Genomic DNA, 19,648 nt, shown 5'->3' with positions numbered 1-19,648 from the left:
TGTTGTTGGTCAGGATGCGAAGGCATCCATTTCATGCAAAATTGCATGGAGTTCTTCAGGCTTGTTCATGACATGGTGGGCGCCTGCATCTTTCAGTGCATCAGGCTTATGGTAGCCCCAAGAAACACCAGCGGCACGCGCACCCGCTGAACGAGCCATTTGCATATCGTAAATCGCATCACCGATCACGATTGTTCGCTCTGGTTCTATCCCCATTTCGGCACAGGATTCAAGCACCATAGCCGGATGAGGCTTGGACGGGCAATTATCGGCAGTACGAACAGTCACGAAATGATGTCCAATGCCATGTCGTTCAAAAATCGAACGCACGCCACGCTGCGACTTGCCGGTGACAATGCCTAGCAACAGATCATCGCGACTACCAAGCTCAGTCAGAAGTGGCAGAATACCGTCATAAAGCGGCTCTGCGAAATCAGGATTCTGACGGTACTTTACAAAATTTTCCTTGTAACGCTGCGTGAGCCAATATGCCTGTTCGTCAACTTCGCGGCCAAGCAATTGCGCAATAGCAATTGGCAATGAAAGACCAATGATCGAATGGGTTTGCTCAATTTCCGGCGGCGTCAGTCCTGCATCTTTAAAACTTGCAGCCATGCAATGGTGGATAGTGTCGCCACTATCGACAAGTGTTCCGTCGCAATCAAAGAGAACGAGTTTCATGAAGTTGCTCCGGCTTTTCCGCGTCGGTTGATAATAATGAGGCCAAGTCCGATCAGAGCCAGTGCTGCAAAGATTTTCCAGCCAAGTGTCTCATTGAGTAGCAATCCGCTTAACAACACGCCAAACGCAGGCGTCAGAAATGCAAAGTTTGACAATTTGGAAGCGGGATAACGACTTATCATCCAGAACCACAGAGGATAGGTAACGGCCACCACGAACATCGATTGAAACAGAAATGACAGAACCGAAAGCAAATCAGGCTCGCGGATCAAGGGGCCGCTTAGAAACATGAATGGCAGCGGCACAATTGCTGCGACAGCCAGCTGATAAAGCAAGGTCTTTTCAGGTGCAGCACTTGCAAGCTTCGAACGTTTGATGACAATCGTCGTCATCCCCCATAACATACCAGATATCAGTGCCAGAATATCACCATAGAGCGCATAAGGTCCGGGCCGACTGCTATTGTCGGCGAATACGATCACGACACCGAAGAATGCCACGCACATGCCGATAAAGGCGCGCATCGACATGCGTTCGCCCAACAGAAAATGACTGCCGATTGCCACCCAGAATGGCATGACATTCATCAAAAGGGCGACACGCCCAACGCTTGTCAGCTCCATCGCCAGAAAGATCAGAACGAATTCAACGCCAAACAAAAGCCCAGCCAGAATGCCGGGCTTTAACGTTCCGTCGCGCCTGAAAAGCGGAATATGCTTCCAATAACACCAAAGGAAGACACAAACCCCGCCCAATGCAGAACGTCCGGCGGCCATAAGCATGGGATTAAAACCGCGATTGCCGATCTTAATAGCAACTTGATTGAGCCCCCATGTGAACATGATGAACATGACAAGCGCTATTGCCAGCCCGTCAAATGCCGCCTTGCCCGGAACTGTTCCCGCTGCCGATTCCCCTCCAGCACCCGACATGTTTACTCTTCCGTGTCTGCCTCATCAAAGCCCAGCAAGTTCCATGACTGCACCATGTGCGGTGGCAGTGGAGCGGTGACGTCGATCATGCCGCCAGATGGATTTGGAATGCGAATGCGTCGTGCATGAAGATGGAGTTTCTTCTGAATGCCGCCGGGGAATTCCCAGTTTTGGTCAGCTTCGAAGTATTTTGGATCGCCAATAATCGGATGACCAATATGCGCCGCATGAACGCGCAGCTGATGCGTGCGGCCTGTGTAAGGTTCCATCTCAAGCCAGGTCAGATTGTTGCCGACCTTCTCGATGATCCGGTAATAAGAGACAGCATGATCGGAATCCGGTTCACCATGCTGGCAAACGCGCATTTTGTCGCCATCCGGCGTCTGCTCTTTGACAAGCCAGGTAGAAATCTTGTCCTCGCGCTTACGTGGAACGCCCTTCACCAAAGCCCAATAGGTTTTCTTGGTATCACGTTCGCGGAATGCGGCGGTTAGTGCCTGTGCAGCGCCACGTGTTTTTGCAACAACAAGGCAGCCTGACGTATCACGGTCGATACGATGCACTAGGCGAGGCTTTTCGCCTTTTTTATTGCGCCACGCTTCCAGCATGCCATCGACATGACGAACAAGGCCGGAACCGCCCTGCACTGCCAGACCCGCAGGCTTGTTGAAAACATAGACCTTCGGATCTTCATAAATCAGCATTTGCTTCAGAACATCGCCATCATCCTGAGAGCGAATGGTACGCGCTGTCACGGGGCCAGTTGGCGTTTCATCGCCACCAATCGGCGGAATGCGGACCGACTGGCCAGCCTGCAAACGTGTGTCTGACTTTGCGCGCCCACCATCAACGCGAACCTGACCGGAGCGCAGCAGCTTTTGCAGGTGTCCAAAGCCGAGCCCCGGAAAGTGGACCTTGAACCAACGATCAAGGCGCATACCAGCCTCGTCTGTAGCCACAGTTTTTTGTTCAACGCCTGCCATGGAGAAAACCCGATCAATACTTCTTTGGGGCACAAGCCTTGCGTGCCGCTCTTTTATGACTGTCAATAGACGCGCAAAGGGCAGATTGCTAGGCATAAAAGCATTTACCACCGCCACAAATGAGCTTCAGAGTCTTCACGCTCGGTTACATGTGTTTTTAATTTATGGTCAACCTTTTCACCTATTCGCCACTTCTTGCCATCATTGCATATTGATAGAATAGGGCGACTGCACCATGTAGTCCTCTGAAATAGAACGAGCGGGAGTGCTAAGGTGTCATTGCTCAAAATCTACTGGCGAGCCATGGAATATCTTGCGGCGGAGAAAGCTGCAACGATCACCATGTGTATTGCAAGCGTATTGGTTGCCCTTGTCATGCTGGCTGAACCGATCCTTTTCGGTCAGGTCATTCAGGCTATCTCCGATAAGGGCGATATTTTTACGCAGCTCGCCATGTGGGCCGCACTTGGTGCATTTAACATCATCGCAGCCGTATTTGTGGCGCGCGGGGCTGACCGCCTCGCCCATCGCCGCCGTTTGGGAGTGATGATCGACTCGTATGAGCGCATAATCACCATGCCTTTATCATGGCATCAGAAGCGCGGCACGTCGAACGCGCTACACACCCTGATCCGCGCAACAGATTCGCTCTTTACGCTCTGGCTTGAATTTATGCGCCAGCACCTGACCACTGTTGTGGCTCTGGGCGCGCTAATTCCTGTCGCCATGACAATGGATATGCGCATGTCCATGGTGCTGGTCGTGCTTGGTGTCATTTATGTAATGATCGGCCAGCTCGTTATGCGCAAAACCAAGGACGGTCAGGCAGCGGTTGAAAAGCATCACCACAAATTGTTTGAGCATGTGAGCGATACAATCAGCAACGTTTCGGTTGTGCAGAGCTATAATCGCATTTCTTCGGAAACGAAGTCCCTGCGTGAATATGCGAAGAACCTTGAAAACGTTCAGTTTCCGGTTCTTAACTGGTGGGCTCTAGCCAGCGGTTTGAACCGCATGGCTTCGACACTCTCGATGGTTATCGTGCTGCTGCTTGGTGCATATTTCGTGACCAAGGGGCAGATGCGCGTGGGTGACGTAATTGCCTTTATTGGCTTCGCACAGCTGATGATCGGCCGCCTCGACCAGATCAGCGCCTTCATCAACCAGACGGTAACAGCGCGTGCCAAGCTTGAAGAATTCTTCGAAATGGAAGACGCGACCGCTGATCGTCAAGAGCCACAGGACGCGACAGATCTTGAAAACGTTAAGGGTGACATTGTTTTCGACAATGTGACATTTGAATTCCCGAATTCGGGTCAGGGCGTCTATGATGTGTCATTTGAAGTAAAGCCCGGTCAAACAGTCGCTATCGTTGGTCCAACGGGTGCTGGCAAGACGACGCTGATCAATATTCTTCAGCGTGTGTTTGACCCCGCCGCCGGTCGCATTCTGATAGATGGTACAGACACACGTACTGTCAGCCGTCGTTCGCTGCGTCACGCGATTGCGACTGTTTTTCAGGATGCCGGTTTGTTTAACCGTTCGGTGGAAGAAAACATCCGCGTCGGTAATGAGAATGCTTCTGCTGACATGGTTCATGCTGCCGCGAAAGCTGCTGCTGCGCACGACTTCATTCTCGCAAAGGGAAATGGTTATGACACGATTGTGGGTGAACGCGGTTCGCAGCTTTCGGGTGGTGAACGTCAGCGTCTGGCTATTGCCCGCGCTATCCTGAAGGATTCACCAATCCTCGTGCTTGATGAAGCCACCAGTGCGCTCGACGTCGAAACCGAAGAAAAGGTCAAGCAGGCCGTTGATGATCTGAGCCAGAACCGCACGACCTTTATCATTGCGCACCGTCTCTCGACTGTCCGCTCTGCCGATATTGTTCTGTTCATGGACAAGGGCCATCTGGTCGAACGCGGCAGTTTCGATGAACTGGCTGCGCGTGGTGGCCGCTTCTCTGATCTGCTTCGTGCTGGCGGTTTGCAGCTTGAAGACAAATCAGCAAAAGCTCACGAAGAAGAAGCTGAAGTGAGCAATGTCATGCAGTTCCCGGTTAAGGGTTCGGTTGCCTGATAAAGCTAACCATTAAAGAAAAAGGCCCTTAACGGGCCTTTTTTATGTCATTGGAACTTCAAAGCTTAACCCGTCATAGCCGGGCTCGACATAATCAGGCGTCTCGCGCATGACCGTGTCGTAATCGAGCGGCACATGCATGTGCGTCAGGATTGCGCGTTTCGGTCCGAAGAACGCAATCCATTCCAGTGCCTGTTCCAGCGAGAAATGGCTTGGATGCGGGCGATATTGCAAAGCACCGATAATCAGCACATCGGCATGGCGGATATATTTCAGGCTCTCATCCGGGAACGCGCTAACATCGGTGCAATAAACGACATTGCCAATCCGAAAGCCCAGTGATTCAATATCGCCATGCACTTGGCGAAACGGTTCAAAGCGGATCGCCCCACCTGCTCCGGCAATTGAGAAAGGCGTTTCAGCCATAATGTCGTGCATTGACAAGATCGGCGGATAACTCGATCCCACTGGTGTCTCGAAACAATAACCGAAAGCTTCAAACAGACGGTTGCGCGTTAGCCGGTTGGCATAGACATCCATCAGCCGCCGGTTTTCAACGACATAGGTTCTGAGATCATCAATGCCGTGAATATGGTCGGCATGGGGATGTGTGTAGATGGCAGCATCGAGCGACGCCACTTTTGCATCTATCATCTGGTCGCGAAAGTCCGGGCCAGTGTCGATAACAACGACCGTGCTTTTCCCCTCCGCATTGAAGCGTTCAACGAGTAAAGCAGCACGGCGACGCTTGTTCTTTGGATTCTGAGGATCGCAATTGCCCCAATCGCCATTGATACGCGGCACACCGGGAGACGAACCGCACCCGAGAATTGTGAAACGCAGACAATTGCGAGGCGATACCACGATGACTATCCCTCAGCAGGCTTTGGCATTTTGGAGAAAAGCCTGAAGACATTTTCGCTGGTAATGTCAGCGATTTCCTCGCGGCTTACGCCAATTGTTTCAGCCAAAACGGATGCTGTATGCTGCACGAAGGATGGTTCATTGCGGCTTCCGCGATGCGGCTTCGGCGCGAGATAAGGTGCATCTGTCTCAACCAGCAGACGATCACGCGGAACGATCTGCGCTATTTCGCGAATGTCAGCTGAGTTCTTGAAGGTCAGAATGCCGGAGAACGACACATAACCACCCAGTTCAACGACTTTTTCAGCCAAAGCTTTGCCTGATGAGAAGCAATGCAGGATGAAAGGAAATGCACCCTTAGCCGTCTCAGCTTCCAGAATATCGGCCATTTCCTGATCCGCACTGCGTGCGTGGATCACAAGCGGTAACTGCGTACGACGAGCGGCTTCAATATGCACGAGGAAGCCCTGACGTTGGGCTTCTGGCGGCGCATAATCATAATGATAATCAAGCCCCGCCTCGCCTATGGCGACAACTTTCGGATGCTCTGCCAGCCGCACGAGATCGTCGGCAGTAACATCAAGTTCTTCATGCGCATTGTTCGGATGGGTGCCAACCGAACAATAGACGCTTTCGTATTTCTCCGTGAGTGCGCGGATCGTATCGAACTTGCGCACACGCGTTGAAATCGTGACCATGCGTTTGATGCCAGCATCAAGCGCGCGTTGCACAATCGCATCGCGCTCCGGCTCGAAATCTGCAAAGTCTAGATGGCAATGACTATCAACAAGCATATTCGGCTCAGTTCGGCTCTTCTGGTTCCATATAGCGCGGGAAAACCGGCTCTGGCGCTGGCAGCTCTGCACCGCCGACAAGCGGATGCGCGCTCACGTCAGAGAACTGACGCTGATCTGCCGGGATTGCCAGAATATCGAGAAGTTTTTCTGCCGACTGCGGAATGAAGGGCTGAACCATGATACCGACGCGACGGATCACTTCTGCCGTTACATAAAGCACCGTGCCCATGCGTTCCAGATCGGTCTTGCGCAGCGCCCAAGGCTCCTGCCCTGCAAAATAGCGGTTTGCTTCTGCAACAACTGCAAAAATGCCGCCAAGTGCGATGTGCAATGCCTGATCGCCAACTGCCTTGCGCGCTGTTTCCAGCGCTGCATCAGCCTGATCGAGAATGGCCTTATCTGCCTCCGAGAACGCCCCCGGAACGGGCACTTTGCCTTCACAGTTCTTTGCAATCATCGACAGCGAACGCTGTGCGAGATTGCCAAGATCATTGGCGAGATCAGCATTGGTGCGATTGACGATTGCATCGTGGCTGTAGCTGCCGTCCTGACCAAAGGGCACTTCGCGCATCAGGAAGTAACGCAGCTGATCAAGTCCATAGCGTTCAACCAGTTCAAACGGATCGATGACGTTGCCGAGTGACTTCGACATTTTTTCACCGCGGTTGAACAGGAAGCCATGTGCGAAGACGCGCTTTGGCAGCGGGATCCCTGCCGACATCAGGAATGCTGGCCAGTAAACCGCGTGGAAACGCGAAATGTCCTTGCCAATGATATGTGCATCGGCTGGCCAGTAAGCCCACTTCTCGTCCGTGGTATCCGGGTAGCCGAGCGCAGTAATATAGTTGGTCAGCGCATCGACCCACACATACATGACGTGCTTTTCATCGCCAGGTACAGGAATACCCCAGTCGAACGTCGTGCGAGAAATCGACAAATCTTTCAGGCCCGACTTTACGAAGCTAACGATCTCGTTGCGACGCTCCGCAGGCATGATGAAGCCGGGATTGTTTTCATATAGTTCGAGGAGCTTGTCCTGATAATTGGACAGGCGGAAGAAATAGCTTTCTTCTTCAACCCATTCGACCGGCGTGCCCTGTGGACCGTAGCGAACATTGTCTGCTCGGACTTCGGTTTCGTCTTCGCCATAATAGGCTTCGTCGCGAACCGAATACCAGCCCGCATAACCGCCCTTATAAATATCGCCATTGGCAGACATTGCCTGCCAGATTGCCTGGCTGGCCTTGTAGTGGCGTCCTTCCGAGGTGCGGATATAATCATCGTGTGAGCTGTTCAGAAACTCACCCATGCGCTGGAAAGCAGCCGTGTTGCGATCTGCGAGTTCGCGGGGCGTGATGCCTTCCTTACGCGCGCTCTGCAACATCTTGATGCCGTGTTCATCCGAGCCGGTTAGGAAGTGAACATCCTTGCCATCGAGACGCTGAAAACGCGCCATAGCATCGGTCGCAATCAACTCATAAGCATGACCGATGTGCGGCTTGCCATTCGGGTAAGCAATCGCAGTGGTAATATAGAATTTTTCGCGGCTCATCTAAAATCCGGCTTCTTCAAGTGTGATGTTCAAAAACGTTAGCGGTGACATAACGCAAGTCAGACGGCATGTCACGTAAGCGGCGGCACGCCAGATCGAAAAGCGCGATGCGTTTTTTCCAAAAGGATCATAACAGCCTGCTTGCGGTCGAGATTATAGGTCTCAGCATTGGTAATTTCACGGGTCAACTCGCTCCAATAGCGGGACCATTGATCTGCTTTCTGCAATTGCCCCGAATCGGCATAGCGACGCGCTTCATCGGCGATCAGGCTCATCAGATAATCGCGAAACAGCTCATACTGAATTTCGGCCTCGCGACCATTGACAACATTTGAAAGCGCCTGTGCTTTTGGCAGATCAAAACTCTGTGCCCGCAGGATTGCATCGACCGTGTCGGAGATTTCCAGACCACAATGGGCAACCAAAAGCAGCGCTTTGCGCACGCTGCCCTCGGACCGCGTTAGTAGCGCCGGTGTGATATTGCCCGCATCAAGGCCAACGCTTGGCCCGATATGCGTCAATGCACCGGTGAGTGGCGCATCCGCCAGCGTCTTGAACTGGATGCTCTGGCAGCGCGACCGGATCGTCGGCAGAAGTCGGCCAGAAGAATGCGAGATCAGGATAAACATCGCGCGCGCCGGTGGTTCTTCCAGCGTTTTTAGCAGAGCATTGGTGGCATTGCGGTTCATGTCATCAGCGGGATCGACAATGACAACGCGCCAAGCGCCGTCTGATGCTGTGCGGGTCAGAAAATGGGTAACACGGCGAATTTCCTCAACGGGAATACCAGTTTTGAACTTACCCGTCTTTTGGTCAAAAGGCCGGTTGATATGCAGCACCGCCGGATGCATGCCACCTGCGATCTGTCGCCAGAGCGGTTTGCTGAAATCAGGTGTTTCAATGGTTTCAGGCGCAGATGCATGATCACCATGCGCAAGCATGTGGCCTGCCAGATGGAATGCCAGTGTCGCCTTGCCTATGCCCTGCTCGCCCTCAAACAGCAATGCGTGATGCATGCGCCCTTCGCGATAGGCTTGCGCAAGAAACGATGTGATTTCACCATGACCAGTCAGGTAATCGCTGGCAGATGGTTCAGCCACGCCTTCGATTGAATCATGGGCTTTGGGGACGTCGAGTTCTTCGATCACAGAAGTCCCCTTTTCTTCAGAATTTCATCAGTAACAGCAATAATATCGGCAGAAATCGCATCTTGATCGCGATCAGCATCGATCACTTTGCAGCGATCAGGTTCTGCTTCGGCGATAGCGAGAAAGGCTTGGCGGCGCGCCTCATGCACAGCTATCGCCTCTTTCTCGAAACGATCTGCCACATCGCTCCCGCGGCGCTTATTGGCGCGCGAAAGCCCTTTTTCGGCAGGAATATCGAGAATGATTGTGAGATCAGGCATCGCGCCATCAATCGCAATGCGTTCAATGGCTGCCATATAGATGGCGTCGAGATTGCCGGTTACGCCCTGATAGGCGCGGCTCGAATCGATAAATCGGTCGCAAAGCACAATGCGGCTTTCAGCAAGCGCCGGACGGATCAGCTGATCAACATGATCGGCGCGGGCGGCAGCGAACAGCAATGCTTCCATCGCGGGGCCATAGCTCTCGGCATTACCGCTTAGAATCACATGGCGAACAGCTTCGGCACCCGCAGAACCACCCGGTTCGCGCGTTATCAGCGGATCAAGGCCAAGAGCGCGCAGATGCTCTGCCAGCAAGGCGATCTGGGTCGACTTCCCAGCACCTTCCCCACCCTCGAATGTAATAAACAATCCGGTCAAACTGACTTCCGCAAAATTGAGTTTCTCTCAAAACAAGCTTGATCTTGTTTAATGAGGTTTCACTGTCAGGTCGAGTATCCCGTGTGCCTTTAATCTGATTACATCAGATTGGCGCCCCAGATATTTTTTGAACGCGCATCTCGTCCGAAAACCGGTTCCCACTTTTCGGGATGCGCTTTAGAGATACTTGCGCAGCCAACCAGTGGAAAGCTCGAGTGCAGCGCCCATTGCGCGCTGAGAAAGTGTGCCGACAGGCACCGCTTGCGCTGTGTAAAGCGGCATTTGCTGAACCACATTGCCGTTCAGTTCAAATGCAATTGTCCCGATCTGCGTATCCGCTGTAACCGGCGCATTGAGCGGACCTTCATAGGAAACGCGTGCTTGAAGCTTATCGCGGCCCTCTTTGGGCAACAGTAATTCGACAGCATCTTTGACTTTGAGCGGAACGCTTGAAGCTGCACCGCCAAACACCTGTGCCATGCTTACCTCTTCATTAGCCACATAAATATTGACGGCATCAAAAGACGTCATGCCCCATTGAATAAGCTTTTTGGCTTCCTCTTCGCGTTCTTTGATGCTGGTGAGACCACTCATCGCAAGAAAAAGCCTGCGGCCATTCTCCTCGGCGGAACCAACAAGCGCATAGCCGGATGCTTCAGTATAGCCCGTACCCATGCCATCCGCGCCAATATCAAGTCGCAGCAGTGGATTTCTGTTACGCTGGAAAATCTTGTTCCAGGTGAACGCATCCTGAGCGTAATATTTGTAGTTTTCAGGGTGCGCGCTGTGGATGTGTCGCGCAAGTTTTATCAGATCAGACAACGTTACTGTCTGTCCGTCAGCAGGCAATCCGGTTGCGTTGACGAAATTGGAACCGGTCAGCCCCAGTTCTTTCGCACGCGCATTCATTTTCTCGGCAAAGGCTGCTTCGCTGCCGGAAAGTCCCTCAGCAAGGATGATTGCACCATCATTTGCCGCCTGCACGATCATACCTTGCAGCAGGTCCGCTACTGTTGGCGTCGACTTCAAAGCAGCAAACATTGTTGATGTGCCAGAAGGCGCACCACCCGTTCGCCACGCAAATTCAGTTACCGGATAGGTCGTTTCGAGCGTCGTTTCGCCTTTTTGAAGCGCTTCGAAAACAACCTCTGCCGTCATCAGCTTAGCAAGTGACGCAGGCCGAATTTTCAGGTCCGGATTCTTAGAAAGGAGAACCGTGCCGCTTGTATCATCGAGCAACAGAACTTGTGGGGCTTTGGTTGCAAATATCACCTCAACAGGCTGCGCAAAGCCCGGAGACGACAATGCAAGAGCGACAGTCGCCGCCATTGCAAACTTTATGCCGATCGAAGAGCACCCCATGATACACCTGTCATGCTTTGACAAGCTTGCCTCGCGGCTTCTGCTCTTTTCAGTCAGCACGAACGACAAAGGCGTCGGTCGCTCCAGCCTTCCAAGCAGCGCGAAGCAGATCGTCATTGTTGCCTTTTTGCGAGAAGGCCGTCAGCTCATACATATCGCCATTTTTCGTCGGCGTTTTCATGCGTGTAACACGTGCGGAACGCGGCAGCAATTTTTCAAGCTTTATAACGTCTTCAAGCGAGCTAAACGTGCCCAACTCAACATATTCACGCTGCTCTTCCGCATTTCTTCGCTTCCACGCATCAGAAACAGCGCTAGCAGTCAGAATGCTGCCATATGTTTTTTCTTCTGCATATGCAGAAACGGTCATACGGTCAGACGCATAGCCCAAAGTTCCTAGCTGAGATGCATTGGCGACACCAAAACCAATTGCTGGTTTTGGTGAAGGAATTGGAACACTGGCTGGCAATACAGACGCCCCACCGTCACCATATGCAGGATTTACTTCAAACGGTGATGATTGCGGAACTGGCATAGCGGCGATACCAGCAGGCGTCGGTGTTGGGGCATTCATTGCCATCATAACACCCGTTGCAGGTTGTCCGATCGGATCAGCATTACCAGGGCGATAAGAGGCAATAAGATAAGCATCGTCCTGCCCGTCCAATGGTGCACGTCCGACATACTCGACCTTCACATCAGCAGTACCGTGGTGCTGATAATCCAGCATTTCAGCAGCCTTCTGCGACAGATCAATCACGCGATCGCGCTCAAACGGTCCGCGATCATTCACACGCACGATCACAGAACTGCCATTATACATATTGGTAACGCGCGCATAACTTGGCAACGGCATCGTCGGATGTGCCGCCGTCAAATGCGTCATATCGTAGATTTCGCCGTTAGCTGTCAGGCGTCCATGGAAAGCACTGCCATACCAGGAAGCGCGGCCTCGCGAAGCATAGTTCTTATTTTCTTTCGGATAATACCAACGGCCCTTGACTTGATAAGGCTTGCCCGTCTGATCACGCCCACCACCACGCGGCAGAGGCTTTCCCTGCACATTCGTCACCCGCGGACTGGCTTTGACACCATATTTGGATTCAGCGAAATATTCTTTTGGATGTTTTTTCTTTGATGACTTCGGCTGCGAAGCGCTTGCGCAGCCTGCCAAAGCGAGAGCTAACGCCACGAATGTCAACATTGCAGTCGATCCGCGTTTTTCACGCTTAATCGCTAGCCTTACGCTTCCATCGCGGCTTTGCCACCCGTTCGAACTCATACGCCACACACCCGCAACTCTTTACGCAACCCGAGAGGTCAAAATATCTTTGAGCAAATAGTGATGTCACCGAATTATTGACGGATCATTAAAGAATTTGCAAATCGGGGACTTGAGTCGATGAAGGTTAACAAAATTTCATCACATCTCTCAGGGAACCAAAACGCCCCTACCACGTTGTTTTTTCAACACGAAGGAGAGAAAAAATGTTCCGTGCACTTATCCTATGGCTTCTCGGCGTACCTTTTATTGCAGTGCTGTTTATCTGGTACTTTTTCTTCTGATGAAGGAACAATTGAGGGGGGCAGCCGTTACTTATACGGCTCTTATGACCTCCGAGCCAATCACCTAACGTCATGAATTAGGCCCGTTCTTGCTAGAGCGGGCCATTTTTTATGCGGGCCTGAAAGCGTTGATCGCTTTACGATGCAGCTTGAAATGGGCAGGCGTCCACGTTGAAAGCTCACCATCCGTATTCACAGGGCGTGGCTTTTTGGTGCGTATAATCACTTCAGTCGTTGGAAACGCGCGTACATCATCCCACTTCGATTGCGTGCCCTGGCGTAAGCTTGGCAACAAACGTAGTAGCTTCCACCAGTGATCGACTTCGAGACTATAGAAATCCAGTTTACCATCATCAATGGTCGCATCTTTTTGAACAGCCATTCCGCCGCCATAAAACTTGCCATTTCCCACCGAGACCTGAAGCGTTTTTATCTGCTCAGTTATTCCATCATGTTCAAGATAGGCCGTGAAAAGCTCCGATCGCGCCAAAATTCTGGCGGCTGCAATTGCATAGCCGAGCTTGCCCCATTTTTTCTTCGCATCGGCACTGAGTTTCTGGGCCAGTTCAGCACTAAAACCAATGCTTGCCACATTGAAATAGAGATGACCATTCACCTCCCCCAGATCGATGGGGTGCTGCTGATAGGTAAGCAATTGCCGTGTCGCTTCTGTTGGATCAGCCGGAATACCAATTGTGCGCGCAAAGTCATTTGCAGTTCCCAACGGCAAAATAGCCAAAGGCAATTTGGTTTCCATAAGGCCTTGGGCTGCAGCATTCAGCGTGCCGTCGCCGCCGCCAACGATGACCAAATCAACATCACTATTGCCACGTATGACATCGGAGATCGACTCATCTCCCTTGGCTGTTTTTTCAACAAGAGATATGCCACCGCGTTCGAGTATTGCGCGCATGTCTGCATTGAACCCTTTGCCATTCCTAGCTTTCGGATTGACGATTAGCAGTGCTCGGCGCTGTGGGGCTATGGCCATCAATTATCCATTGGCTATTCAAGTTTATCGAATATCGGAAATGGCGATAGATTTTGGGATATCAATGGGACGCGTGATGAAATCTTCTTACGGTTTTTAATGATTGAACAGCGATGAGCGGTGTGAAGAAAAGCCTGCGTCCGATTTCACTATCTTATCGCATGACTGTGATGATACCTTTGGGAGGCAACAGGCGGGCCCTATTTTTCTGCCCGCTTAATTTTATTGAATATTAAACTGGATGGAGATCAGTATGGATCGTCTGGCAATCATATTTGGCACTGTTTCACTATTTGTTGTTGCAAGCGCTGCTGAGGCTGCACTGGCCCCAAATTATCAACGCGCAAAAGAACTCAATGCCGTTATTGAAGCAGCCGCCCAAGCTGTGCCTCAATACCCGATAGACAAGGTAATCTATCAAAACGACGACAAGTACCAAGTGATTGCTGGTCCCTGCTCTCTTAGAGCAACAATCGTCTCTAAGCCGATGAAAAACGGAATGGTTGGTCCACGTCAGTTTGACGTAAAGCTCGGACAAACACGTTGCCGCTGACATTCAGCGGCATTTTTCATTAGCAAATACTTGCATTTATGGCGGTTTTTGGCTTCATGGATTTATTGACTTTAAATCTCATGTTTGGAAAAACTCGTGGCAGAAAACAGCTCGCTCAACAAATACCAGCCTTACGCAATCGGCATTCTTCGTATTGTAACTGCACTTCTCTATTTTGAGCACGGCACACAGAAAGCTTTCAGCTTTCCAATTGCTGGCCCTGATAGCCTCTCGGCGTTGCAGCTTGCCTCGGCCTTGCTGGAAATCATTGGTGGCGCGCTCATTTTCTTTGGCTGGTTTACAAGACCGGTTGCCTTCATCCTTTCGGGCCACATGGCATTCGCCTATTTTTTGGCGCACGCGCCAAAAAGCTTCTTCCCTGTCGCAAACGGCGGCGATGCCTCCATTTTGTTCTGTTTTGTATTCATCACCCTCGTAGCAACGGGTGCGGGTGCATTTTCAGTCGACAATCGTAACCGTTGATCGAAATCAGTTCCTTTCATTGATCGACCTGACAATTTCAGATCACATACAGTTTTCTTGTATGTGATCTGAACAATGAGGATGATCATATAATGAAAATACTCTTGATCGCCCTCGCCATATTGGCATTCCTTGTGTTCGGCTGCCTTGTGCAGACACATTTTGGCTCGTGGCAATGAGGTATCTGGCGATACCGCTCCTTGATTAGACATTTTGCAGCCTTACCTACAGGTTGTAACAATCGAAGGAGTCCTACATGCGCACCATGATCGCCGCCATTCTTCTTACGGCAACATCCGCATCAGCTTTTGCAGCCGCTCCCGAAGGCGCAAAACTCTCTGAAATTATTTCTAAGATCGAGCAGCAAGCGGACGTTCAATATATCGATGAAGTCGATTGGAATGATCGCGGCTATTATGAAATAGAATATTTCATGAAAAATGGCGCGAAGGTCGAGATTAAGATTGATCCAAAGACCGGCGAAACTGTTCGCTAAACGAATCTCTGAAGGTAGCGGCACTCATATTCGAGCTGCCGTTTTCCATTTATAACTCCTATGTTGCCCTGGTTTTCCCTTTTCACGAGCAAAAAACGCCAAGTTTATCCACAAGGTCGGGCTTAAATTCAAATTATCTCATTTTTTTATGGTCTTACGCATAGAAACGATTGACGCTGGCTGCGTTCCCGCATACATGAGCATCGTTCCCAAGCGAAAGCATCGGAACAATGCGCGGGTGTAGCTCAGTTGGTTAGAGTGCCGGCCTGTCACGCCGGAGGTCGCGGGTTCGAGCCCCGTCACTCGCGCCATTCCTTTCAAAGGAATGATTAGTGACAATCTTCCATAAAATAAGATTTACATAGCAAAAGCAGATAAATGTTTGCTGTATTTCTTAGGTTTTTAACCGCACAATGATTGGGGTCATGAGCATATAGATTGCAGTGTCTGCGCTCGGGAAACCATAAACAAGTGGCAGCGGATTATTTATTCAACATCCGAGACCTCCCCGCTGTACAATGAAGCTGATCGGTTGTGTGGGCCCAACAGGAATCATCTCCAGCGGACAAGATAATCTCAGAGCCTCGAAAGCATTTTAATAAACGAATCGTCAGTCTCCTGAACTGGGCATTTTTCATTCTTGATCACTAATCACTATGTATTTTCAGTTGGTGATTATTTGGTGAGTTGCAATTTTGGAGGGAGATGTCAATCACTGCTAAGTCATTGATTTTATGGCGCACCCGACTGGATTCGAACCAGTGACCTCTGCCTTCGGAGGGCAGCACTCTATCCAGCTGAGCTACGGGTGCATCGCCGGGAGGCGCGAAAGCCTCATTTGAGGCGTTTCTAGCTGAACCACATCCCGGCTTCAATGCCCTATTTAAACAACAGACAGAAATTTGGCAAAATAGACGCTAAAACTCTCCAGCGCATACTTATAGAAAACTGATTCAAAGAGTGCATGGCCTAATCCCCTCTAACGCGGGAATGAAACCATTTCACCATAGAGTTCGTGCAGCTTTGCCTTAACAGCTGGAGAGTTCTGGTAAACTTCAATGAACTTCTTCAGCCGTGCATCATCACGCAGTTCCGGCCGCGTAACGAACTGAAATGCATAGATCGGTTCGTTCTCGAAAATCAGACCAGATGATGCTTCTAATCCTGCAAGTTTGGCGAACGTAGGATAGGTAGCCGCGGCGTCGACATCATCCAGCGAACGCGCAATTTGCGGACCATCAAGCTGTACAATCTTAAGCGGTTTCTTCCATTTCACCACGTCTTCAAGGCTGGCGCGCTGGTCTGTACCGGGCTTCAACTCAAGAAAGCCCGCCTGTTGCAAAAGCAACAGGGAACGGCCCGTATTGATAACATCTCCTGAAAACGCAATCTGCGCGTTATCAGGCAGATCTTCGAGTTTTGCATACTTTTTGGAGTAAAGACCGAAAGGGGTGCTAAACGCAGGAGCAACTGGAACAAGTCCGTTGCCGGTATTGGCGTTGGTGTATTCCAGATACGGAATATGCTGGAAAAGATTTGCATCTGCGGTCTTGTCTGCAACGGCCGTATTCGGCGTATTCCAGTCACTGAACTCCACCAGTTCGACATCCAATCCCTGCTCTTTCGCCTCCGCAGCTGCAACTTCCGCAGCCTGATTGGAAATGCTCGTTGCAAGCGCAACGCGCAGCACTGGTCTGTCCTCAGCATGCAGCGATACTGGGTTTGAAAAAGCAACAAGCGCCACGGCTGCCAAGGCGAAAAAGCCCCTGCGATGCACTGTGCCCAAACCGTTTGAGCTAAACGACTTCGATAAAATGGTCATGACATGCCCAAAATTGATAATTTTAATCCAGTATATAGCTTGACCTTAGATTTAAGAAGCTAAATCTATAGCTTAAAGACAATGAGTGAGAAGTTGATCACGATCAATGAAATCAACATCAGCTAATCCTAATTGTCTTTGCAGCGTCATCAGACCATGTGAACGTGATCACGAGGGTCGTCGATGGCCTCAGAATCGTCCCCGCTTATCAAAAAAAAAGGATACATCATGGCAAATCCAGCTAAAGTCGCATTAGTAACGGGTGCAGCACAGGGCATCGGTCGCGGTATTGCTTTGCGTCTCGCAAAAGATGGCTTTGATATTGCACTGGTCGATCTGAAGGCAGACAAGTTAGAAGCAGTGAAAAAAGAAGTTGAAGGGCTTGGGCGCAAAGCTTCAACCTTCTCCGCCGACGTTAGCAGGCGCGATGACGTCTATGCTGCAATTGATCATGCCGAAAAAGAACTCGGCGGTTTTGATGTTATCGTCAACAATGCAGGCATTGCGCAGGTGCAGCCAATTTCTGATGTGAAGCCAGAAGAAGTCGACCGCATCCTAAAAATCAATATTGAAGGCGTTTTGTGGGGTATTCAAGCGGCAGCGGCCAAGTTCAAGGCACGTGGACATAAAGGTAAAATTATCAACGCCTCCTCAATCGCTGGCCATGATGGTTTTGCAATGCTCGGCGTTTATTCGGCAACCAAATTTGCCGTGCGCGCCCTGACCCAAGCAGCCGCCAAGGAATATGCAAGCGCCGGCATCACCGTTAATGCCTACTGCCCGGGCATTGTTGGCACTGATATGTGGGTCGAAATCGATGAGCGCTTCTCAGAAATCACGGGAGCACCAAAGGGTGAGACCTACAAGAAATATGTCGAGGGCATTGCTCTTGGCCGCGCACAAACACCGGAAGACGTTGCGTCGCTGGTGTCCTTCCTGTCGAGCCCGGATTCAGACTACATCACCGGACAGGCTATCCTGACCGATGGCGGCATTGTTTACCGCTAAGCAGATGACAAAAAAGGCGGGAAATTCCCGCCTTTTTTTATCCAACATGCAAACCAGGAGCTTCTTGTCCCGTGCTTTCAACATATTCTGTATAGCCGCCACCATATTGGTGAATGCCATCGGGCGTGAGTTCGAGCACGCGATTGGAAAGTGCGGACAAAAACCGACGATCATGTGATACAAAAAGCATGGTGCCTTCATAAGCTGAAAGCGCCTTGATCAACATTTCCTTGGTATCGAGATCCAAATGGTTCGTCGGCTCATCAAGCACGAGGAAATTCGGCGGGTCAAACAGCATTGCAGCCATCACCAGACGGGCTTTCTCACCACCGGAGAGAACCCGGCATTTCTTTTCAATGTCATCGCCAGAAAAACCAAAGCAGCCAGCAAGTGCGCGCAAAGGTGCCTGCCCCGCTTTCGGGAAACGCTGCTCCAGCCATTCGAGAATGGTGCTCTCACCATCCAGAATATCCATGGCGTGCTGCGCGAAATAGCCAAGTTTTACGCTGGCACCAAGATTGACCACACCCTGATCAGGCTCCGTTGTACCAGTAACCAGCTTAAGAAGCGTTGACTTACCAGCGCCATTGACGCCCATGATGCACCAACGTTCACGGCGGCGGACCATAAAGTCCAGACCGTCATAAATCGTGCGGCTGCCGTAAGACTTGTTCACGCCCTTAAGACTAACAACATCTTCGCCCGATCGTGGCGCAGGCAAAAAGTCGAAAGCCACCGTCTGACGGCGACGTGGCGGCTCCACGCGGTCGATTTTCTCAAGCTTTTTCACACGGCTCTGCACCTGCGATGCATGGGATGCGCGTGCTTTGAAGCGTTCGATGAATTTGATTTCCTTGGCAAGCATGGCTTGTTGGCGTTCAAACTGCGCCTGCTGCTGCTTTTCATTGAGCGCACGCTGGCCTTCATAGAAAGCATAATCGCCGGAGTAGCTTGTGAGTGAGCCGCCGTCGATTTCAATAATTTTGGTCACAATACGATTCATGAACTCGCGATCATGCGAGGTCATCAGCAATGCGCCGTCGTAGTTTTTGAGGAAGGATTCGAGCCAGATCAGGCTTTCGAGATCAAGGTGGTTGCTTGGTTCGTCAAGCAGCATAACGTCAGGACGCATCAGAAGAATACGGGCAAGCGCCACACGCATTTTCCAGCCGCCGGACAGTTTGCCGACATCGCCGTCCATCATTTCCTGACTGAAACTAAGACCAGCAAGCACTTCACGTGCACGACCGTCCAAACCATAGCCATCAAGTTCTTCGTAACGCGCCTGTACCTCGCCATAGCGCTCGATAATTGCATCCATCTCATCGAGACGTTCAGGATCGCACATGGCGCTTTCGAGTTCGCGCAGTTCGGCTGCAACAGCACTGACTGGCCCTGCCCCGTCCATAACTTCGGCAACAGCAGAACGTCCGCCCATTTCACCAACATTCTGGTTGAAATAGCCGATTGTCACGCCTTTTTCGACATTGACCTGCCCTTCATCAGGCAGTTCTTCGCAGGTAATCATACGAAAAAGCGTAGTTTTACCCGCACCATTTGGCCCAACGAGACCGATCTTCTCGCCGCGATTCAACGCAGCAGAGGATTCGATGAAGAGAATGCGATGGCTGTTAGACTTGCTGATATTATCGATGCGGATCATGGTCGAGGGAGGCCTTGTGAAAACTTG

Annotated in this window: 18 protein-coding genes and 2 tRNA genes; 6 read left to right on the top strand and 14 right to left on the bottom strand. The window is 51.1% G+C overall.

Annotated features, from left to right (window positions below; translation table 11 throughout):
- Positions 1–9 precede the first annotated feature (9 nt).
- Genes RI570_RS00415 through RI570_RS00405 form a run of 3 tightly spaced genes read right to left on the bottom strand, consistent with a single transcriptional unit; the run spans position 10 to position 2,596 of the window.
- Entirely contained in the window at positions 10–681 is a 672-nt protein-coding gene (locus RI570_RS00415; RefSeq protein WP_313826469.1) for an HAD-IA family hydrolase, read from the bottom strand.
- The gene (locus RI570_RS00410) at positions 678–1,613 is read right to left on the bottom strand and encodes a DMT family transporter (RefSeq protein WP_313826468.1); all 936 of its coding nucleotides are present in this window, start codon (positions 1,611–1,613) and stop codon (positions 678–680) included. Before RI570_RS00410 ends, RI570_RS00415 begins: the two co-directional genes overlap by 4 nt.
- A gap of 2 nt (positions 1,614–1,615) precedes the next feature.
- Positions 1,616–2,596, bottom strand: coding sequence for an RluA family pseudouridine synthase (locus RI570_RS00405; RefSeq protein WP_310010134.1), 981 nt, complete (start codon positions 2,594–2,596; stop codon positions 1,616–1,618).
- Between the two features lie 273 nt (positions 2,597–2,869).
- On the opposite strand from RI570_RS00405, the gene RI570_RS00400 reads away from it, so the two are divergent.
- Positions 2,870–4,675 carry a glucan ABC transporter ATP-binding protein/ permease gene (locus RI570_RS00400; protein WP_313826467.1) on the top strand — a complete coding sequence of 602 codons (1,806 nt, stop codon included), beginning with the start codon at positions 2,870–2,872 and terminating at the stop codon, positions 4,673–4,675.
- Positions 4,676–4,717: 42 nt separating this feature from the next.
- On the opposite strand, the gene RI570_RS00395 is transcribed toward RI570_RS00400, so the two are convergent.
- The 8 genes from RI570_RS00395 to RI570_RS00360 all read right to left on the bottom strand — a co-directional run bounded on the left by RI570_RS00395 (position 4,718) and on the right by RI570_RS00360 (position 13,596).
- Entirely contained in the window at positions 4,718–5,539 is an 822-nt protein-coding gene (locus RI570_RS00395) for an MBL fold metallo-hydrolase (RefSeq protein WP_313826466.1), read from the bottom strand.
- Between the two features lie 5 nt (positions 5,540–5,544).
- On the bottom strand, positions 5,545–6,333 hold the full coding sequence (locus RI570_RS00390; protein ID WP_313826465.1) for a TatD family hydrolase: 789 nt from the start codon (positions 6,331–6,333) through the stop codon (positions 5,545–5,547).
- Between the two features lie 7 nt (positions 6,334–6,340).
- The gene (metG, locus tag RI570_RS00385; protein WP_313826464.1) at positions 6,341–7,888 is read right to left on the bottom strand and encodes a methionine--tRNA ligase; all 1,548 of its coding nucleotides are present in this window, start codon (positions 7,886–7,888) and stop codon (positions 6,341–6,343) included.
- Between the two features lie 71 nt (positions 7,889–7,959).
- The gene (locus RI570_RS00380) at positions 7,960–9,036 is read right to left on the bottom strand and encodes a DNA polymerase III subunit delta' (RefSeq protein ID WP_313826463.1); all 1,077 of its coding nucleotides are present in this window, start codon (positions 9,034–9,036) and stop codon (positions 7,960–7,962) included.
- On the bottom strand, positions 9,033–9,677 hold the full coding sequence (tmk, locus tag RI570_RS00375) for a dTMP kinase (RefSeq protein WP_313826462.1): 645 nt from the start codon (positions 9,675–9,677) through the stop codon (positions 9,033–9,035). Before tmk ends, RI570_RS00380 begins: the two co-directional genes overlap by 4 nt.
- Before the next feature lie 177 nt (positions 9,678–9,854).
- Positions 9,855–11,006 (bottom strand): D-alanyl-D-alanine carboxypeptidase family protein, encoded by a 1,152-nt coding sequence (locus RI570_RS00370; RefSeq protein ID WP_409558640.1) that lies wholly within the window; start codon positions 11,004–11,006, stop codon positions 9,855–9,857.
- A gap of 82 nt (positions 11,007–11,088) precedes the next feature.
- Positions 11,089–12,321, bottom strand: coding sequence for a septal ring lytic transglycosylase RlpA family protein (locus RI570_RS00365; RefSeq protein ID WP_313826461.1), 1,233 nt, complete (start codon positions 12,319–12,321; stop codon positions 11,089–11,091).
- 393 nt (positions 12,322–12,714) lie between these two features.
- Positions 12,715–13,596: a lipid kinase gene (locus tag RI570_RS00360; protein WP_313826460.1), complete on the bottom strand. Its 882-nt coding sequence runs from the start codon at positions 13,594–13,596 to the stop codon at positions 12,715–12,717.
- Between the two features lie 253 nt (positions 13,597–13,849).
- Here RI570_RS00360 and RI570_RS00355 point away from each other — a divergent pair, with 253 nt between their 5' ends.
- From RI570_RS00355 to RI570_RS00340, 4 genes are all read left to right on the top strand, one after another.
- Complete coding sequence (locus tag RI570_RS00355; protein WP_313826459.1) at positions 13,850–14,149, top strand: hypothetical protein; 300 nt, start codon at positions 13,850–13,852, stop codon at positions 14,147–14,149.
- Positions 14,150–14,245: 96 nt separating this feature from the next.
- Entirely contained in the window at positions 14,246–14,632 is a 387-nt protein-coding gene (locus RI570_RS00350; RefSeq protein ID WP_313826458.1) for a DoxX family protein, read from the top strand.
- A gap of 256 nt (positions 14,633–14,888) precedes the next feature.
- Positions 14,889–15,128, top strand: coding sequence for a PepSY domain-containing protein (locus RI570_RS00345; protein WP_310010152.1), 240 nt, complete (start codon positions 14,889–14,891; stop codon positions 15,126–15,128).
- A gap of 234 nt (positions 15,129–15,362) precedes the next feature.
- Positions 15,363–15,439, top strand: a tRNA-Asp gene (locus tag RI570_RS00340).
- A 424-nt stretch (positions 15,440–15,863) separates the two neighbouring features.
- Here the strand turns inward: RI570_RS00340 and RI570_RS00335 are convergent.
- Positions 15,864–15,940 (bottom strand) — tRNA-Arg (locus RI570_RS00335).
- A 167-nt stretch (positions 15,941–16,107) separates the two neighbouring features.
- Positions 16,108–16,950, bottom strand: coding sequence for a MetQ/NlpA family ABC transporter substrate-binding protein (locus RI570_RS00330; RefSeq protein ID WP_313826457.1), 843 nt, complete (start codon positions 16,948–16,950; stop codon positions 16,108–16,110).
- A gap of 228 nt (positions 16,951–17,178) precedes the next feature.
- Here RI570_RS00330 and RI570_RS00325 point away from each other — a divergent pair, with 228 nt between their 5' ends.
- On the top strand, positions 17,179–17,958 hold the full coding sequence (locus RI570_RS00325; protein WP_313826456.1) for an acetoin reductase: 780 nt from the start codon (positions 17,179–17,181) through the stop codon (positions 17,956–17,958).
- A 37-nt stretch (positions 17,959–17,995) separates the two neighbouring features.
- On the opposite strand, the gene abc-f is transcribed toward RI570_RS00325, so the two are convergent.
- The gene (gene abc-f, locus RI570_RS00320; protein ID WP_313826455.1) at positions 17,996–19,621 is read right to left on the bottom strand and encodes a ribosomal protection-like ABC-F family protein; all 1,626 of its coding nucleotides are present in this window, start codon (positions 19,619–19,621) and stop codon (positions 17,996–17,998) included.
- Positions 19,622–19,648 lie beyond the last annotated feature (27 nt).

The sequence above is a fragment of the Brucella pseudogrignonensis genome, from assembly GCF_032190615.1.
Classification (GTDB): Bacteria; Pseudomonadota; Alphaproteobacteria; order Rhizobiales; family Rhizobiaceae; genus Brucella; species Brucella pseudogrignonensis_B.
This window is presented reverse-complemented; position numbering and strand designations above follow the sequence as displayed.

Excerpts from the sequence above, each read along its gene's own strand:
- RI570_RS00355 (WP_313826459.1), top strand. The coding sequence starts at position 13,850 with ATGGATCGTCTGGCAATCATATTTGGCACTGTTTCACTATTTGTTGTT.
- RI570_RS00325 (WP_313826456.1), top strand. The coding sequence starts at position 17,179 with ATGGCAAATCCAGCTAAAGTCGCATTAGTAACGGGTGCAGCACAGGGC.
- RI570_RS00405 (WP_310010134.1), bottom strand. The coding sequence starts at position 2,596 with ATGGCAGGCGTTGAACAAAAAACTGTGGCTACAGACGAGGCTGGTATG.
- metG (WP_313826464.1), bottom strand. The coding sequence starts at position 7,888 with ATGAGCCGCGAAAAATTCTATATTACCACTGCGATTGCTTACCCGAAT.
- RI570_RS00390 (WP_313826465.1), bottom strand. The coding sequence starts at position 6,333 with ATGCTTGTTGATAGTCATTGCCATCTAGACTTTGCAGATTTCGAGCCG.
- RI570_RS00415 (WP_313826469.1), bottom strand. The coding sequence starts at position 681 with ATGAAACTCGTTCTCTTTGATTGCGACGGAACACTTGTCGATAGTGGC.
- RI570_RS00365 (WP_313826461.1), bottom strand. The coding sequence starts at position 12,321 with ATGAGTTCGAACGGGTGGCAAAGCCGCGATGGAAGCGTAAGGCTAGCG.
- RI570_RS00410 (WP_313826468.1), bottom strand. The coding sequence starts at position 1,613 with ATGTCGGGTGCTGGAGGGGAATCGGCAGCGGGAACAGTTCCGGGCAAG.
- RI570_RS00345 (WP_310010152.1), top strand. The coding sequence starts at position 14,889 with ATGCGCACCATGATCGCCGCCATTCTTCTTACGGCAACATCCGCATCA.
- RI570_RS00330 (WP_313826457.1), bottom strand. The coding sequence starts at position 16,950 with ATGACCATTTTATCGAAGTCGTTTAGCTCAAACGGTTTGGGCACAGTG.
- RI570_RS00370 (WP_409558640.1), bottom strand. The coding sequence starts at position 11,006 with ATGGCGGCGACTGTCGCTCTTGCATTGTCGTCTCCGGGCTTTGCGCAG.
- RI570_RS00360 (WP_313826460.1), bottom strand. The coding sequence starts at position 13,596 with ATGGCCATAGCCCCACAGCGCCGAGCACTGCTAATCGTCAATCCGAAA.
- abc-f (WP_313826455.1), bottom strand. The coding sequence starts at position 19,621 with ATGATCCGCATCGATAATATCAGCAAGTCTAACAGCCATCGCATTCTC.